We start from the raw sequence: 17,039 nt of genomic DNA, 5'->3' as shown, positions 1-17,039 counted from the left end.
GGGTGTCATATAAAAAGCCCGAAAATTTTACTCATTTTGGCGCAAAAAGCAATCTTTCAGCGATGCTTTTTCGCGCCGGGGCATATTCAGGTTAACGCCCGGGAAATCCCGGCGGCATCATACCTTTCATGTTACGCATCATTTTCGCCATGCCGCCTTTTTTCATTTTCTTCATCATTCGCTGCATATCGTCAAACTGTTTCAGCATGCGGTTAACATCCTGCACCTGCATGCCTGACCCCGTAGCGATACGCCGCTTGCGTGAGCCTTTGATAATTTCCGGTTTTTCACGCTCTTTGTGCGTCATGGAATTAATCATTGCTTCCATGCGCACCAGCACTTTGTCATCCATTTGTGACTTCACGGTATCCGGCAGCTGCCCCATTCCGGGCAGCTTGCCCATCAGGCTGGCCATGCCGCCCATGTTACGCATTTGCTTTAGCTGTTCGAGAAAGTCGTTCAGATCGAAACCGTCGCCTTTCTTCAGCTTGCTGGCCAGCTTTTCCGCTTGATCGCGATCGACCTTGCTTTCAATATCTTCAATCAGCGACAGAACATCGCCCATGCCGAGAATACGGGAAGCAATGCGGTCAGGATAGAACGGTTCCAGCGCCTCGGTTTTCTCACCAACGCCCATGAACTTAATTGGCTTGCCGGTAATATGGCGAATTGATAGCGCCGCGCCGCCCCGGGCATCACCATCAACTTTCGTCAGAATAACGCCGGTCAAAGGCAGGGCTTCATTAAATGCTTTGGCGGTATTGGCCGCATCCTGGCCGGTCATGGCGTCAACCACAAACAGCGTTTCAACCGGGTTAATTGAATGATGGATTTGCTTGATTTCATCCATCATCGCTTCATCAACGTGCAGACGCCCGGCGGTATCGACCAGCAGTATGTCGTAGAATTTCAGCTTTGCCTGCTGCAGTGCGGCCTTGACGATATCAACGGGTTTCTGACTCAGGTCGGACGGACAGAAATCGACGCCCACCTGCTGCGCCAGCGTTTCCAGCTGCTTAATCGCCGCCGGACGGTAAACGTCCGCTGAAACCACCAGTACTTTCTTTTTATGCTTTTCACGCAGGAATTTGCCGAGCTTACCAACGCTGGTAGTTTTACCCGCGCCCTGTAAGCCAGCCATCAGCACTACCGCCGGCGGCTGCGCATTGAGATTCAGGCTGTTATTTTCCGTCCCCATCGCCGCTTCCAGCTCATTGCGAACGATTTTGACGAACTCCTGGCCCGGCGTAAGGCTTTTATTGACCTCATGGCCTACCGCGCGCTCTTTCACCCGATTGATGAAGTCGCGCACCACCGGCAGCGCGACGTCAGCCTCCAGCAGCGCCATACGCACTTCGCGCAAGGTATCTTTAATATTGTCTTCAGTCAGACGGCCGCGGCCGCTGATATTGCGCAACGTACTCGACAATCTGTCGGTTAAATTATCAAACATTGTCTCTCGCTCAAGGTATTCAGAGTGGGCGCTATAGCGACATGATGGCGATGATTATAACATGAAGGGTCGACGATCTCAGCCATCTGCATGGAGATCGTTTGGAGCCAGCCGGTGCTGGCGCTATACTGCTTTTTTTCGTTATCTGGCGAGTACCTGACAACTTTTATGTTCGTATTTGCGATAGTGGCGCTGTTTGCCTATTCAACCAGCCTTGCATTAATTATTCCCACGCTGCTGCGCAAAAATAGCGCCTGGCGTCGGCTGGCTATTATCTCCGCAGTGCTGGCTCTGATTTGCCATGGCGTGGCATTAGAACAGCGCATTTTTGCCATCGGCAACGGACAAAATCTTAGCCTGCTGAATATTGGATCGCTGGTCAGCCTGCTGATTTGCGCCATTATGACCATTGTTGCTTCACGCAATCGCGGCTGGCTTTTATTACCCATCGTATACAGCTTCGCCCTGATTAATCTGGCCTTCGCCACCTTCGTTCCCAATACATTTATTACCCATCTGGAAACAACGCCCGGCATGATGGTGCATATTGGCCTCGCGCTTTTTGCCTACGCCACGCTGATTATCGCCGCGCTTTATGCTCTCCAGCTGGCCTGGATTGACTACCAGTTAAAAAACAAAAGGCTGGCTTTCAGCAACGATATTCCGCCGCTGATGGGTATTGAACGTAAAATGTTTCATATCACCCAGGTTGGCGTCGTGCTGCTGACGCTGGTGCTATGTACCGGCTTATTTTATATGCATGACCTGTTTAACCGGGAAAATGTTGATAAGGCCGTTCTCTCCATCCTCGCGTGGTTTGTCTATATTGTGTTGTTATGGGGCCATTATCATGAAGGCTGGCGTGGACGCCGCGTCGTCTGGTTCAACTGCAGCGGCGCGTTTCTGCTGACCATGGCTTATTTTGGCAGCCGCATGCTGCAACACTTTCTGACATCCTGATGACCGACAGCAAGGAATTATCGCCTTGGAACATATTTCGACTGCCACGCTGATTATCACTCTGGTGGTGATGGTCATTGTGTCTGCCTGGTTTGCCGGCTCTGAAACCGGCATGATGACGCTGAACCGCTATAAACTGCGTCACCGGGCAAAGAACGGCAACCGCGCGGCGCGACGTGTCGAGAAACTGCTGCGTCGCCCTGACCGGCTGATAAGCCTGGTGCTGATTGGTAATAACCTGGTAAATATTCTCGCCTCTTCGCTCGCCACCATCGTTGGCATGAGGCTGTATGGCGATCTCGGCGTGGCTATCGCCACCGGTATCCTGACTTTCGTGGTTCTGGTTTTTGCTGAAGTATTGCCAAAAACCATCGCGGCCCTCTACCCGGAAAAAGTGGCCTACCCCAGCAGCTGGCTGCTGGGGCCACTGCAAAAACTGATGCTGCCGCTGGTCTGGCTATTAAACACTATCGCCAAATTTTTTATGCGCATGGTGGGTATAAAAACCGAAGGTGCGATCAGCGCCGCGCTAAGTAAAGAAGAGCTGCGTACCATCGTCCATGAATCCCAGACGCTGATGTCGCGACGCAATCAGGACATGCTGCTATCGGTACTCGATCTCGATAAGGTCACCGTCGACGATGTGATGGTGCCACGCAGTGAAATTGTTGGCATTAATATTAACGATGAGTGGAAATCTATACTGCGCCAGCTCACCCACTCGCCTCACGGCCGTATTGTCCTGTATCGCGACAGTCTTGACGACACCATCAGCATGCTGCGTGTACGCGAAGCCTGGCGCATGATGACCGAGAAAAAAGAGTTCACCAAAGAGCTAATGCTGCGCGCCGCCGACGAAATTTACTACGTTCCTGAAGGAACGGCGCTAAACGTCCAGCTGGTAAAATTTCAGCGTAATAAAGAGAAAGTCAGCCTGGTGGTCGACGAATATGGCGACATTAAGGGGCTGGTGACCATTGAAGATATTCTGGAAGAGATTGTCGGTGATTTTACCACCTCAATGTCGCCAACGCTGGCGGAAGAGGTGATGCCGCAAAATGACGGTTCGGTGTTAATCGAAGGCAGCGCTAACGTTCGCGAGCTGAATAAGGCGTTTAACTGGGCGCTGCCGGAAAATGAGGCCCGAACCATTAACGGCATGCTGCTGGAAGCGCTTGAAGAGATCCCGCAGGCCGGCACCACCGTTCAGCTGAAAAACTACGCGATTAACATTCTTGACGTGCAGGACAATATGGTCAAGCAGGTGCGCATCACGCCGCAAAAGCCAATCCAGCAATCCGTTGGCTCCTGAGTCCTGAATGTCGCGCTCACCCCATAATTAATTGAAGTCCGGCGCCCTGATGTACCTGCCATTTGATACAAAAAAGCGGCCAATCACTGACGCTGACCAGCCGCTTTTTTAGCTACAAACTTCGGGTTATTCGCCGACTTTAGCCCAGGTATCACGCAGGCCGACGGTGCGGTTAAACACCAGCTCTCCCGGTTTAGAATAAACGCTGTCGGTACAAAAGTAGCCTTCACGCTCAAACTGCCAGGGTTTCAAGGCTTCGCTATTGCGCAGGCCCGGCTCAACAAATCCCTGGCGGATAACCAGCGAATCAGGGTTAATGGTGGTGAGGAAATCCTCCGCCGCCCCCGGATTTGGTACGCTAAATAAGCGATCGTAAAGACGGAACTGCGCCGGCAGGCCGTGATCGACCGACACCCAGTGGATAACGCCTTTGACCTTACGCCCATCGGCAGGATCTTTACCCATGGTATCCAGATCGGCAGTACAGAACAGGCAGGTAATGTTGCCGTCATCATCCTTTGCCACGCGCTCAGCACGAATCACATAGGCATTACGCAGGCGCACTTCTTTGCCCAGCACCAGCCGCTTGTATTGCTTATTCGCTTCTTCGCGGAAGTCGGCGCGGTCGATCCAGATTTCCCGGCTGAAAGGCACTTCCCGCAGGCCCATTTCCGGACGGTTGGGATGATTCGCCATGGTCACCACTTCATCATGACCTGCCGGCAGGTTTTCAATCACCACCTTAACCGGGTCGAGAACCGCCATAGCACGCGGCGCGTTCTCATTCAGATCATCGCGAATACAGGATTCCAGCGAGGCCATCTCGACAATATTGTCCTGTTTGGTGACGCCGATGCGGCGGCAAAACTCGCGGATCGAAGCGGCGCTGTAGCCACGACGGCGCAGGCCGGATACCGTCAGCATCCGTGGATCATCCCAGCCTTCGACAATCTTCTCAGCCACCAGCTGGGTCAGCTTACGCTTGGACATCACCGCATATTCCAGATTCAGACGCGAAAATTCGTACTGGCGCGGGTGAACAGCAATCGTAATGTTATCCAGAACCCAGTCATACAGCCGACGATTGTCCTGAAACTCAAGCGTACACAGTGAATGCGTAATCCCTTCCAGCGCATCGGAAATGCAGTGGGTAAAATCGTACATCGGATAGATGCACCATTTATTTCCGGTCTGATGATGCTCAGCAAACTTAATGCGATAAAGGACCGGATCGCGCAGCACGATAAAGCTCGAGGCCATATCAATTTTCGCCCGCAGGCAGGCTGTGCCTTCGCTAAAGCCGCCCGCGCGCATTTTTTCAAACAGTGCCAGGTTTTCTTCGATACTGCGGTCGCGATAGGGGCTATTTTTACCCGGCGCTTTCAGCGTACCGCGGTATTCGCGGATCGCCTCCGGACTAAGCTCATCAACGTAGGCCAGACCTTTACTTATCAGCTCCAGCGCATAGTCATACAGCCGATCGAAATAGTCTGAGGAATAGCGAATCTCGCCACTCCACTCAAAGCCCAGCCATTGCACATCGTGTTTAATGGAATCAACAAATTCCATATCTTCTTTAACCGGATTGGTATCATCAAAACGCAGGTTGCACTGGCCCTGGTAATCCTGGGCGATGCCGAAGTTCAGGCAGATAGACTTGGCATGACCAATATGCAGGTAGCCGTTCGGCTCCGGTGGAAAGCGGGTATGAACAATGGTGTGTTTACCGCTAGCCAGATCCTCATCAATAATCTGGCGAATAAAGTTGGTTGGCCGGGCTTCAGCCTCACTCATCACGATTTCCTCAATACGTACGGATATACTGCTGCTTAATGTAATCGATTATGATCCACTAAGCGCCAGCGGGAAACAACCGTTTGTTAAATTCGGCGCAAAAAAAAACAGGGGTGAGAAGCCTCTCACCCCTGCTGTAAACAGACCGGCAAACATACTGCCGGTATTTGTTTTAGCTGTTAACTTCGTACAGGCGGGTTTCGCCTGCCACAACCGTCCCCTGCGCTAGCTGCGTCAGACCGACATAATCATCGCTGTTGCTGACCACTACCGGGCTAATCATTGAGCGCGCATTCGCGTTAAGGAATGCCAGGTCCATTTCCAGCACCGGCTGACCGGCAGTAACCTGCGCACCTTCTTCCACCAAACGGCTGAAGCCTTTGCCATCCAGTCCAACGGTATCCAGCCCCATGTGAACCACTACCTCAACGCCCTTCTCTGTTTCCAGACAGAAAGCGTGGTTGGTATTAAAGATTTTCACTATGGTGCCGGCTGCCGGTGATACGACGGTGCTACTGGTTGGTTTGATCGCCACGCCATCGCCAACGGCTTTGCTGGCGAAAGCTTCATCCGGCACCTGCTCGAGCGCAACGATCTCACCGCTTACCGGTGCGACCAGCGTCGCGATAATGCCCTGGCTGGCCTTGGGTACCGCCTGAGGCTGCGGTGCGGCGGCTGCCGGCGCTGCCGTAGCGCTGCTGGCAGCAATCGGGCCTTTCGCCATCAAAATTTTCATCTCTTCAGCGATTGATTCAGCACGTGCGCCGACAATCACCTGCACCGTTTTCTTGTTCAGTTTAACCACGCCGGAAGCGCCAAGGCGTTTACATTCGGCATCATTAACCTGTGTCGAATCGCCCACGGCCAGACGCAAGCGGGTGATACAGGCATCAATACCGGTGATGTTAGCGCTGCCGCCGATTGCGGCAATATACTGGCGTGAGAGCACAGACAGCCCCTCTTCCGTATTGCTGTTGGCATCTGCGGCCTGCTCCGGCATCGCATCTTCACGACCCGGCGTTTTCAGGTTCATCGCGCGGATAACCACGCTGAACAGGACAAAGTAGACCACGAAAGCCACGACGCCCATAACCAGCAGCAACCAGACGTTTTTACTGGCCGCCGGCAGATGGTACATCAAGGCATAGTCGATAGCGCCGGCAGAGAAGGAGAAGCCGGCATGAATGCCCAGCGCGGTTGCAACGTACAGACTAATGCCGGTCAGGATAGCATGCAGTAAGTACAGCAAAGGCGCGAGGAACATGAACAGGAATTCCAGCGGCTCGGTAACACCGGTCAAAAACGCGGTCAGTGCAACGGAGAACAGCAGGCCGCCCACCATAGGACGACGCGCTTTCGGCGCGGCGAAATACATAGCCAGCGCGGCGCCTGGTAGGCCGAACATCATGATCGGATAAAAACCGGACATGAACATTCCCGCAGTGGGGTCACCGGCATAGAAGCGGTTAATGTCACCGTGGAATACCGCGCCCGCCGCGTTGGTGTAATCACCAATCTGGAACCAGGCGATGGTATTAAGCACCTGATGCAGGCCGGTTGGGATCAGCAGACGGTTAACAAAGCCGAAAATACCTGCGCCGAACGCGCCTTCAGAAACAATCCATTCGCCGCCGGCGTGGATTGCATTCTGTACCGGAGGCCAGACGTAGCCGAAAACGGCAGCCAGTATCAGACAGAAGAAGCCGGTGGCAATCGGTACGAAGCGTTTGCCGCCAAAGAAGCTGAGGAAATCCGGCAGCTTGATATTGTACCAGCGGTTATAGGTAGAACCGGCGACCAGGCCGGTAATAATCCCCGCCAGCACGCCCATATTGACCGCAGGGTTGATGGTAACCATCGCCTTAGTCATGATGAAATAACCCACCGCGCCCGCCAGGGCTGCCGGACCGGCGTTATCTTTTGACCAGGTTGACGCCACGCCGATAGCAAAAATTAGCGCCAGGTTATCGAAGATTGCGCCGCCTGCCTGAGCAATAAACGGCATGTTAAGTAAATCAGGTTGCCCGAATCGCAGCATCAATGCTGCAACAGGCAGCACGGCGATAGGCAGCTGAAGCGACCGCCCTAACCTTTGAAAGAAGCCTAAAATATTCACCTTGTTCCCCCTTTGAACCCGTTAGCACCGCGTGCTTTTTTTACCTACATGTAGCAGGTAGTTTTATGTTGTTCCACACCACAGTGCGGAGTGTAAGAAAAAATTAATTCGCCCCGCAAATTAAAACCCTCTCTAATGTGATTAAAGTCACCATAAATCGCATTTCAATCGCGTCAGTGTTGGCTTACGCCACAAACTTATTTTATGATTAAAAATATCGTGACGGATTTTTCCCTCGTATGACTGCGTTATCACAGGTTACGCTTACCAGACAGGCTATAAATAATCCGTCTTAGCATTTAAACAATCGCCACTGTGAGGTGTTCCATGCGTCTAATTCCTTTAACCACCACCAGCCAGGTCGGCAAATGGGCGGCACGCCATATCGTAAACCGTATCAACGCATTTAAACCAACGGCAGATCGCCCTTTTATCCTCGGCCTGCCTACGGGCGGAACGCCGCTTGAAGCCTATAAGCACCTTATTGAGATGCATAAAGCAGGCCAGGTTAGCTTTAAACACGTGGTCACTTTTAATATGGACGAATACGTCGGCCTGCCGAAAGAGCACCCGGAAAGCTACCACAGCTTTATGTACCGCAATTTCTTCGATCACGTCGATATTCAGCCGGACAATATTAACCTGCTAAATGGCAATGCCGATGACATCGATGCCGAATGCCGCCAGTACGAAGAAAAGATTCGCTCATATGGCAAAATTCACCTGTTTATGGGTGGCGTAGGCAACGATGGTCATATTGCGTTTAACGAACCGGCCTCTTCTCTCTCTTCGCGCACGCGCATCAAAACGCTGACCCATGATACCCGCGTAGCCAACTCACGCTTCTTTGATGGCGACGTTGAGCAGGTACCTAAATATGCCCTGACCGTTGGCGTAGGCACGTTGTTGGACGCAGAAGAAGTGATGATCCTGGTTACCGGCCATTTGAAAGCGCAGGCGCTGCAGGCCGCTGTTGAAGGCAATGTCAATCATATGTGGACCATTAGCTGCCTGCAGCTCCATGCCAAAGCCGTGGTGGTCTGCGATGAACCATCAACCATGGAACTGAAAATGAAAACCGTAAAATATTTCCGCGAAATGGAAGCGGAAAATATGAAAGGTCTGTAACCGATAACAGGATCACTAGCGCAGACCGCATGTCCGGCCTGCGCCCAGCGGGGAGAATAATGATGTACGCACTGATTAACGGCCGCATTTATACCGGCCATGAAGTTCTGGACAACCATGCCGTGGTGATCGCCAACGGCCTGATTGAGCGCTTGTGTCCGCTTAATGAGCTACCGACAGGGATAACCACGCGGGATGTTCAGGGTGCCAACATCGCTCCCGGCTTTATCGATTTGCAGCTTAACGGCTGCGGCGGCGTGCAGTTCAATGACGACATGGCGGCGATAAGCGTTGAAACGCTGAAAACCATGCAGAAAGCTAACCAGCGCTCCGGCTGCACCAGCTTCCTGCCCACGCTGATTACCAGCAACGACGAACTGATGAGGCGTGCGGTAGAAAGCATGCGTGAATTTCTGGCGCAAAATAAGTTTCAGGCGCTGGGACTGCATCTTGAAGGTCCGTGGCTTAATCCACTGAAAAAAGGCACCCACAACCCGGAATTAATACGCCAGCCAACGGCAGATCTGGTCGATTTCCTGTGCGACAATGCTGAGGTGATAAGCAAGATCACCCTCGCCCCTGAAAAAGTAGCGCCGGAGGTGATTCGCCGCCTCAGCGCAGCGGGGATCGTTATCTCTTCCGGTCACTCCCACGCGACCTATGCTGAAGCCCGCCGCGGCTTTGAAGCCGGTATTTCCTTTGCAACGCATCTGTATAACGCGATGCCGACCATCACCGGACGCGAACCCGGCCTGATCGGCGCGCTGTTTGATACGCCAGACGTTTACTGCGGCATCATCGCCGACGGGCTGCACGTTCACTACGCGAATATCCGCAACGCCAAGCGTATTAAAGGCGATCGGCTGGTGCTGGTCACCGATGCTACCGCACCGGCGGGGTTATCGGCGGATGAATCGATTGACCGGTTCATTTTTGCTGGTAAAACAATATACTATCGTGACGGGCTATGTGTTGATGAAAATGGCACGCTCAGTGGCTCTTCACTGACGATGATCGAAGCGGTGCGCAATACCGTTGAGCATGCCGGCATCGCGCTTGATGAGGCGATCAGAATGGCAACGTTATACCCGGCAAAAGCAATCGGTGTGGATCGCCTTTTAGGCAGCATCGCGACAGGAAAAGTTGCGAATCTCACAGTATTCACAGGTGATTATCACATTATCCAGACCTACGTTAATGGCAACGAGGTTTTAAGCGAGTAGATACTGAATGACCAATGGCGGACAGGCTCAAATAGGAAACGTCGATCTCGTTAAGCAGCTTAACAGCGCGGCCGTATACCGAATTATCGACCAGCAGGGCCCGATTTCGCGCATTCAGATCGCAGAACAAAGCCAGCTGGCGCCCGCCAGCGTAACTAAAATTACCCGTCAGCTCATTGAACGCGGCTTGATTCGCGAAGTGGATCAGCAGGCCTCCACCGGAGGCCGCCGCGCCATATCTATTATTACTGAAACCCGCGGCTTTCATACCGTCGCCGTGCGCCTGGGGCGGGAAGATGCCACCCTGTCGCTGTTCGACCTGGGCGGTAAGCTGATTGCCGAACAGCGTTATAACCTGCCTGAGCGCACGCAGGAAACGCTGGAGCACGCGCTATTCAATACCATTGAAGATTTCATCAACCAGCAACAGCGCAAGCTGCGTGAGCTGATTGCAATATCCGTTATTCTGCCAGGCCTGGTCGATCCGGCTAACGGCGTGATTCGCTATATGCCGCATATCCAGGTCAGCCAGTGGCCGCTGGTTGCCAATCTGGAAAAGCGCTTTAAAGTCACCAGCTTTGTCGGCCATGACATTCGCAGCGTGGCATTAGCCGAGCATTATTTTGGTGCATCGCGTGACTGCGCTGACTCTATTTTGGTGCGCGTACATCGCGGTACCGGCGCGGGCATTATCACCAACGGACAGATTTTCCTTGGTAGCAACGGCAATGTTGGGGAAATTGGCCATATCCAGGTCGACCCGCTGGGAGAGCGCTGCCACTGCGGCAACTTTGGCTGCCTTGAAACCATCGCCGCCAACGGCGCAATCGAGCAGCGCGTTCGCGCGCTGGTTCACCAAGGCCATCCGACATCGCTGACGGCGGAAAACTGCGATATTCTTAGCATCTGCAAAGCGGCTAATCGCGGCGACGTGCTGGCGGCGGAAGTCATCGAACACGTAGGCCGCCACCTTGGCAAGGCCATCGCAATCGCCATTAACCTGTTTAATCCGCAAAAGGTGGTCATCGCCGGTGAAATCACCGAGGCGAATCGGGTATTGCTCCCCGCCATTGAAGGCTGCATTAACACCCAGGTGCTGAAAGCGTTCCGTAAAAACCTGCCGGTGGTACGTTCAGAAATCGATCATGGCTCCGCTATCGGCGCCTTTGCGCTGGCAAAGCGCGCTATGCTCAATGGCATCCTGCTGCAACGCCTGCTGGAAGGCGCGCATACCCAGGAATAACCGCGAATACAGCGCGCTATGAATTTCAGCCCAGCCCCGTGTTATAGCCACCGAGGCTGGGCGCTGAATGACAATGCTAACCGCTTGCAGCATGAACAAGCGGCGACTACTTTCTTATCTGATTAACGACGATGGCGGAAGCAGCCAATTAAAGCCGGGTTATTTCTGCTGCCGTTTCATTTTGACCCGCGGGAATAACAACCACCGCCTCCATTTCAACCGCTTCTCCGGCTGATGATTTTCTTTCCAGCACCGATGCAATGACGCCCGCATTATGACTAATATTTTCTTCAGAAGGTTCATAACAGCAGGATTTTATCGCGCTTCTGATTGTGTCGCATGCGCCTGGTGCCATCGCTTCCAGAAACTTGCCTAAATTGCCGTCTAAAATAACCTTATCTTCAGCAATAAGATAAGCGCTTACCAGCGAATAACGCGCGTAAAAGTTAGCCTGGATATCAAGCACTCCGGGTACGACAGGCCATGCATTATTGGTATCAAAACTAAAGGAAAATTTAGCCCACTCCGCCCCGCCGGCTCGTTTACTGTGATCAATTATCTGTTTTAACCACGTTGTTAATCCTTTTTTCACCATACCTGAATGTGAGGAAGATATATTTTTCATATTGCAATCCATTGGTTTTGCGACCACAACTTCCTCAAGCTCTGCATCCGGACTGTGAGTTACTTTGGCTGGACTCAACCAATTACTAATCGGCTTAACAATAGTTTTTTGTGCCGCAATAAGAGGTGATGTAATCAGTTCCCCGGGTAACGAAAGCAAGGCGGTAGCGATATGAGTACCCAGCGCGTTTGCCGTGTCTTTTGTCCATTCAAGTTCAGTCGTTGTCCCTAACTCGGCTAAAACGCCAACTTTCGCGCTACCACTAAATGCCAGCTTCGACGGGCTACCATAGCGGGCAAACTCCTGTACCTTGTAATCGCCATGGATCAACGTTTCCTGAAGCGGAACGATGCGTTTAGACCAGCAATCCCCATTGAAATAAAGGCGAAGACCGAGTTGCTCCAGCGGTAACACATAGCCATTATTACCGATTGCATGACCGTATTCGAGGTGGCCAATAAAGACGTCTAACGCGCCTGGATTCCCCTTATTCCAAACCACGGTAGGCGTCAGTTTGATATCGCCCCATGAAAAAGGTAACGCAGGCCCGGCCTGAGCAACCATCTGATCGGGCACGCCATATTTATATGCTTCTGAAAATAGGCGTCCGATAACATCGCACCATGTTTTGTTTTCACTGGCGACAGGCGGCGCTTTCCCATTGAGATTTAGGGGGGGCGCTGTTTCAATATTATCCAGACCGCGCAAGTCAATGCTTATTGAATCAGGGGTTATTGAATCAGAGATTATTGATAAGTTGGATGGCAGGGATATCGTTTCCGAAGAGTTACTTACTCTTCTAATTTTTTCAGCGACGGTATTAACCGGTTTCTCTGAGAGATCCTTATATACCGAAGCGTTAACCGGGGTGAGGTTTGGTGATGCTGAAGCAGTATCAGATGAAATACCATACATGATGTAAATGCCTTCCTTAGAAATAACGATCAAGAGTTTAAGAGTATTACTCGCCGCGATCAGCCGCAGTTTAACTAAATTGGAGCTTAAGCTAACTCTGACCGACGATTAATACAGGATTCAGAAAAATCAAATTCAGTTTATTTTTTAGTCTCGACCAGCGTAGGCCTGCAACTTATTTTTTCTCGATTTGCTATTTATTGTCACATCAATGCCAATTTCTCAATAAATCTTTATTACCCTACTACGATTAATCACCTCAGCTCACCTGGGGTCCAGCGCGTAGAAGATGGCCGTTAATTGGTTAAATTTAAGCCAAAATTGCACACTCATTGAATAATATTCAATTTTTACCACCAATTATTGATGATTCACTAATTTATCAGCCGCAAGGCATGGCTATTTCATAGCAGAAAGCGAAATTGCTTGCATAGCCTTTCCCATTATCGCATTTTCTTATCTATGCGCTGGCGCTGTCCGGCATAGAATAAATGATTAAGTAATCCGCTCAGGAGTGAAGCTATGTGTTCGATTTTTGGCGTGCTGGATCTGAAAACTGATCCTATTGAATTGCGTAAGAAGGCTTTGGAACTGTCGCGCCTGATGCGCCATCGCGGTCCGGACTGGTCCGGGGTATATGCTGATGATAAAGCGATTCTTGCCCATGAGCGTCTATCGATCGTCGACGTGAACAACGGCGCGCAGCCGCTGTACAACGCCGACCATACTCACGTGCTGGCCGTGAACGGCGAAATTTACAACCATCAGGCCCTGCGCACGGCGCTGAGCGATCGCTACGACTTCCAGACCGGCTCCGACTGCGAAGTAATCCTGGCGCTATATCAGGAAAAAGGCATCGATTTTCTCGACGAACTGCAAGGAATGTTTGCCTTTATCCTGTGGGACAGCGTTAAGCAGCAGTACCTGATTGGCCGCGATCATATCGGCATCATCCCCCTTTATATGGGCAACGACGAGCACGGAAACTTTTACGTCGCATCTGAAATGAAAGCGCTGGTGCCGGTATGCCGCACCATCAGCGAATTCCCGCCGGGAAGCTACCTTTCCAGCACCGACGGCGAAATTCGTCGCTACTGGCAGCGCGACTGGATGGAATATGCCAGCGTCGAACATAACCAGACCGATGCCGCCGCGCTGAAGGATGCGCTGGAGGAGTCGGTAAAAAGTCACCTGATGTCAGACGTGCCTTACGGCGTGTTGCTTTCCGGCGGCCTGGACTCTTCTATCATCTCGGCGATTACCAAAAAATATGCCGCCAGACGCATTGAAGATCAGGATAAAAGCGACGCCTGGTGGCCGCAGCTGCACTCCTTTGCCGTTGGCCTGGAAGGATCGCCGGACCTCAAAGCCGCGAAAGCCGTTGCTGACCATCTCGGTACCGTCCATCACGAAATCCACTTCACCGTTCAGGAAGGGCTGGATGCGGTTCGCGATGTGATTTATCACATTGAAACCTATGATGTCACCACGATTCGCGCCTCAACGCCGATGTATCTTATGTCGCGTAAAATCAAGGCAATGGGCATCAAAATGGTGCTTTCGGGCGAAGGCGCAGACGAAGTATTCGGCGGCTATCTCTATTTCCATAAAGCGCCGAATGCGCAGGAGTTCCACGAGGAGAACGTGCGCAAATTGCTGGCGCTGCATATGTTTGACTGCGCGCGCGCCAACAAGGCCATGTCAGCCTGGGGCGTGGAAGCACGCGTGCCGTTCCTCGATAAGAAATTCCTCGACGTGGCGATGACGATTAACCCGGCCGATAAAATGTGCGGCAGCAACGGTAAAATGGAAAAACACATTCTGCGTGAATGCTTTGCTTCTTATCTGCCTGAAAGCGTCGCCTGGCGTCAGAAAGAGCAGTTCTCCGACGGCGTTGGCTACAGCTGGATCGACTCGCTGAAAGAGATCGCGGCCCAGCAAATCAGCGACCAGCAGCTGGAGACCGCCCATTACCGTTTCCCGCATAATACGCCGGGTTCAAAAGAAGCTTATCTGTATCGGGAAATCTTCGCAGAGCTGTTCCCGATTGCCAGCGCGGCGGAATGCGTACCCGGCGGCCCATCCGTTGCCTGCTCGTCGGCAAAAGCCATTGAATGGGATGAAGCCTTCAAAAACATGAACGATCCGTCAGGCCGTGCGGTCGGCGTTCATCAGTCGGCATACCAGGCATAACCCACGCAGCAAACGGGCCTTTTTTACCCGGGCCCGTTATTTTTTACTTATGTTACAATGATAAATCGTTGCTTTTATCGCCAGGCTGTTCATTACCCATGCAAACAGCCGTTCTGTGGCTAAAATCGGCAAAAAATTTGTTGACGCTAAAAGGCTCAATACGCATAATGCGCCCCGCAAAGCCGATGAAGGTAACGCAATATAAAGATGGCTACGTAGCTCAGCTGGTTAGAGCACAGCACTCATAATGCTGGGGTCACAGGTTCGATTCCCGTCGTAGCCACCATATTTGCGGGAGTGGCGAAATTGGTAGACGCACCAGATTTAGGTTCTGGCGCCGCAAGGTGTGCGAGTTCAAGTCTCGCCTCCCGCACCATTGTCATAAACGGTTTGCAGCTTTAAAAGAGATGGGGTATCGCCAAGCGGTAAGGCACCGGTTTTTGATACCGGCATTCCCTGGTTCGAATCCAGGTACCCCAGCCATCTTTTTAAGCGATTGCAGCGCAATCAGGCAGTACAAGAAATTATGGCTACGTAGCTCAGCTGGTTAGAGCACAGCACTCATAATGCTGGGGTCACAGGTTCGATTCCCGTCGTAGCCACCATATTCTTGGGGTATCGCCAAGCGGTAAGGCAGCGGATTCTGATTCCGCCATCCGGGGTTCGAATCCCTGTACCCCAGCCATATTCAGATACAAGATGTACAGCATTGGGGTATCGCCAAGCGGTAAGGCAGCGGATTCTGATTCCGCCATCCGGGGTTCGAATCCCTGTACCCCAGCCAACGTTCAACAATAAAGCCCGCTTTTAGCGGGCTTTATTGTTTTTGCCATTTGCGAATCATATAACGGCGGACATCGCCGCCGTCATCACTACAATCCCAGCGCGTACTTCAGCGCCTGCCGCTTTAACACCCCGCTATGCTCGGCGGCGAGCAATCCGAGATTGCGCGCGATGCGCAACGGCCCTGACCGGTTACTGAACGCCAGATAGAATAGATCCATACTGCTTTGCATCAGCAAATTATCGTAGCGCCGCCGACGCTCATAGCGCTGCAGCACCGCGTCACTACTCCACGCCTGCCCACTGTTGCGCGCATTGCTCAGCACATCAATTAAGGCATTGACGTCGCGATAGCCGAGGTTAACCCCCTGCCCGGCCAGCGGGTTAATGGTATGGGCGGCATCGCCGACCAGCGCCAGCCCCGGCAGCACATAGCGCTTCGCATGGCGGCGAACCAGCGGAAATGAACCGGCGGCCAGCGGCGTTACTTTACCGAGACGATCGGGAAACTCACGCTGAATCTCTTTTTCCAGCTGCGCCATCGACATCGCCTGCAGCTGGCGAATACGCGCCGGCGCGTCGTACCACACCAGCGAAGCCCAGTTATCAAACAGCGGCAGCAGCGCGCGCGGCCCCTGCGGCGTAAATTGCTGCCAGGTCGCCATGCCAGGCGGCTGTTCACACCTGACGCTAATGAGCATACAGGACTGTGCATATTGCCAGCCCTGGATGCCGATCCCAGCCAGCTGGCGTACCCGGGAATTCGCCCCGTCTGCCGCAACCACCAGCTGAGTTTGCAGCTGGCTGCCATCATCCAGCGTTAACATCCAGCCCTGCTCAAGCCGCGCCAGCATCGCCACGCTGGCCGGTGAAATAACGCGAACCTTTAGCTGCGTCATACGCTGCCAGAGCGCCCGCTGTAATACGTTATTTTCGACCATATAGCCTAAAGCCGGCAGCCCGAGACTTTGTGCATCGAACGCCAGATGGGCACTCTGCCATTCCCAGGTCTCCAGCCGGGTATAGGGAAAAGCGCGCATCGCCAGCACCGACTGCCAGGCATCAAGCTCACGCAGTAAATCAACCGAGGCTGCTCCAATAGCGGAAATACGTAAGTCCGGCGGCTGAGCGCGGTCAAAATCAGGCGGCGCTTCGGTTTCAATAACCGTCACCTCAAACCCTTGCAGCGCCAGACCGCAGGCCAGCGCGGCGCCGACCATCCCGCCGCCGACCAGGGTCACTTCTGTCGCAGCGTGCTGATTATTTGTCATGGTTACTCCTTTCGCATAGCGCC

General features: G+C 52.7%; 11 protein-coding genes and 6 tRNA genes. 12 read left to right on the top strand and 5 right to left on the bottom strand.

Going from position 1 to position 17,039, the window contains the following annotated elements; all coding sequences use genetic code 11:
* Nucleotides 1-91: 91 nt before the first annotated feature.
* Entirely contained in the window at nucleotides 92-1,453 is a 1,362-nt protein-coding gene (gene ffh / locus BTJ39_RS17210) for a signal recognition particle protein (RefSeq protein ID WP_078003915.1), read from the bottom strand.
* A 168-nt stretch (nucleotides 1,454-1,621) separates the two neighbouring features.
* Between ffh and BTJ39_RS17205 the strand changes: the two genes are divergently transcribed.
* Together BTJ39_RS17205 and BTJ39_RS17200 are read left to right on the top strand one after the other, a co-directional pair.
* Nucleotides 1,622-2,413 carry a cytochrome C assembly family protein gene (locus BTJ39_RS17205; protein WP_078003933.1) on the top strand — a complete coding sequence of 264 codons (792 nt, stop codon included), beginning with the start codon at nucleotides 1,622-1,624 and terminating at the stop codon, nucleotides 2,411-2,413.
* Nucleotides 2,414-2,438: 25 nt separating this feature from the next.
* Complete coding sequence (locus BTJ39_RS17200; protein ID WP_078003914.1) at nucleotides 2,439-3,725, top strand: HlyC/CorC family transporter; 1,287 nt, start codon at nucleotides 2,439-2,441, stop codon at nucleotides 3,723-3,725.
* A 126-nt stretch (nucleotides 3,726-3,851) separates the two neighbouring features.
* On the opposite strand, the gene glnS is transcribed toward BTJ39_RS17200, so the two are convergent.
* The gene (gene glnS, locus BTJ39_RS17195) at nucleotides 3,852-5,519 is read right to left on the bottom strand and encodes a glutamine--tRNA ligase (RefSeq protein ID WP_078003913.1); all 1,668 of its coding nucleotides are present in this window, start codon (nucleotides 5,517-5,519) and stop codon (nucleotides 3,852-3,854) included.
* Between the two features lie 172 nt (nucleotides 5,520-5,691).
* Nucleotides 5,692-7,635, bottom strand: a complete 1,944-nt coding sequence (nagE, locus tag BTJ39_RS17190; RefSeq protein ID WP_078003912.1) for a PTS N-acetyl glucosamine transporter subunit IIABC — start codon at nucleotides 7,633-7,635, stop codon at nucleotides 5,692-5,694.
* Between the two features lie 327 nt (nucleotides 7,636-7,962).
* Between nagE and nagB the strand changes: the two genes are divergently transcribed.
* The 3 genes from nagB to nagC all read left to right on the top strand — a co-directional run bounded on the left by nagB (nucleotide 7,963) and on the right by nagC (nucleotide 11,229).
* Nucleotides 7,963-8,763, top strand: coding sequence for a glucosamine-6-phosphate deaminase (nagB, locus tag BTJ39_RS17185; protein ID WP_078003911.1), 801 nt, complete (start codon nucleotides 7,963-7,965; stop codon nucleotides 8,761-8,763).
* A 62-nt stretch (nucleotides 8,764-8,825) separates the two neighbouring features.
* Nucleotides 8,826-9,986, top strand: coding sequence for an N-acetylglucosamine-6-phosphate deacetylase (gene nagA, locus BTJ39_RS17180; RefSeq protein ID WP_078003932.1), 1,161 nt, complete (start codon nucleotides 8,826-8,828; stop codon nucleotides 9,984-9,986).
* 7 nt (nucleotides 9,987-9,993) lie between these two features.
* A complete protein-coding gene (gene nagC / locus BTJ39_RS17175) occupies nucleotides 9,994-11,229 on the top strand; it encodes a DNA-binding transcriptional regulator NagC (protein ID WP_078003910.1) in 1,236 nt (411 codons plus the stop codon).
* 148 nt (nucleotides 11,230-11,377) lie between these two features.
* Here the strand turns inward: nagC and BTJ39_RS17170 are convergent, their stop codons facing one another.
* On the bottom strand, nucleotides 11,378-12,769 hold the full coding sequence (locus BTJ39_RS17170) for a hypothetical protein (RefSeq protein ID WP_139356370.1): 1,392 nt from the start codon (nucleotides 12,767-12,769) through the stop codon (nucleotides 11,378-11,380).
* A gap of 522 nt (nucleotides 12,770-13,291) precedes the next feature.
* Between BTJ39_RS17170 and asnB the strand changes: the two genes are divergently transcribed.
* The 7 genes from asnB to BTJ39_RS17130 all read left to right on the top strand — a co-directional run bounded on the left by asnB (nucleotide 13,292) and on the right by BTJ39_RS17130 (nucleotide 15,746).
* On the top strand, nucleotides 13,292-14,962 hold the full coding sequence (gene asnB, locus BTJ39_RS17160; RefSeq protein ID WP_078003907.1) for an asparagine synthase B: 1,671 nt from the start codon (nucleotides 13,292-13,294) through the stop codon (nucleotides 14,960-14,962).
* Between the two features lie 209 nt (nucleotides 14,963-15,171).
* A tRNA-Met gene (locus tag BTJ39_RS17155) sits at nucleotides 15,172-15,248 on the top strand.
* A 5-nt stretch (nucleotides 15,249-15,253) separates the two neighbouring features.
* Nucleotides 15,254-15,338 (top strand) — tRNA-Leu (locus tag BTJ39_RS17150).
* A 32-nt stretch (nucleotides 15,339-15,370) separates the two neighbouring features.
* Nucleotides 15,371-15,445: transfer RNA gene (locus BTJ39_RS17145), tRNA-Gln, on the top strand.
* Nucleotides 15,446-15,490: 45 nt separating this feature from the next.
* Nucleotides 15,491-15,567: transfer RNA gene (locus BTJ39_RS17140), tRNA-Met, on the top strand.
* Nucleotides 15,568-15,573: 6 nt separating this feature from the next.
* A tRNA-Gln gene (locus tag BTJ39_RS17135) sits at nucleotides 15,574-15,647 on the top strand.
* 25 nt (nucleotides 15,648-15,672) lie between these two features.
* Nucleotides 15,673-15,746 (top strand) — tRNA-Gln (locus tag BTJ39_RS17130).
* Nucleotides 15,747-15,834: 88 nt separating this feature from the next.
* Here BTJ39_RS17130 and ubiF read toward each other — a convergent pair.
* Entirely contained in the window at nucleotides 15,835-17,016 is a 1,182-nt protein-coding gene (gene ubiF, locus BTJ39_RS17125) for a 3-demethoxyubiquinol 3-hydroxylase (protein ID WP_078003906.1), read from the bottom strand.
* Nucleotides 17,017-17,039 lie beyond the last annotated feature (23 nt).

The sequence above is a fragment of the Izhakiella australiensis genome (genome assembly GCF_002006995.1).
In the GTDB taxonomy this organism is placed as follows: Bacteria; Pseudomonadota; Gammaproteobacteria; order Enterobacterales; family Enterobacteriaceae; genus Izhakiella; species Izhakiella australiensis.
The sequence above is the reverse complement of the archived record's forward strand: the minus strand, read 5'-3'. Positions and strand labels throughout refer to the sequence as shown.

Excerpts from the sequence above, each read along its gene's own strand:
- ffh (WP_078003915.1), bottom strand. The coding sequence starts at position 1,453 with ATGTTTGATAATTTAACCGACAGATTGTCGAGTACGTTGCGCAATATC.
- BTJ39_RS17205 (WP_078003933.1), top strand. The coding sequence starts at position 1,622 with ATGTTCGTATTTGCGATAGTGGCGCTGTTTGCCTATTCAACCAGCCTT.
- glnS (WP_078003913.1), bottom strand. The coding sequence starts at position 5,519 with ATGAGTGAGGCTGAAGCCCGGCCAACCAACTTTATTCGCCAGATTATT.
- nagB (WP_078003911.1), top strand. The coding sequence starts at position 7,963 with ATGCGTCTAATTCCTTTAACCACCACCAGCCAGGTCGGCAAATGGGCG.
- nagA (WP_078003932.1), top strand. The coding sequence starts at position 8,826 with ATGTACGCACTGATTAACGGCCGCATTTATACCGGCCATGAAGTTCTG.
- nagC (WP_078003910.1), top strand. The coding sequence starts at position 9,994 with ATGACCAATGGCGGACAGGCTCAAATAGGAAACGTCGATCTCGTTAAG.
- BTJ39_RS17170 (WP_139356370.1), bottom strand. The coding sequence starts at position 12,769 with ATGTATGGTATTTCATCTGATACTGCTTCAGCATCACCAAACCTCACC.
- asnB (WP_078003907.1), top strand. The coding sequence starts at position 13,292 with ATGTGTTCGATTTTTGGCGTGCTGGATCTGAAAACTGATCCTATTGAA.
- ubiF (WP_078003906.1), bottom strand. The coding sequence starts at position 17,016 with ATGACAAATAATCAGCACGCTGCGACAGAAGTGACCCTGGTCGGCGGC.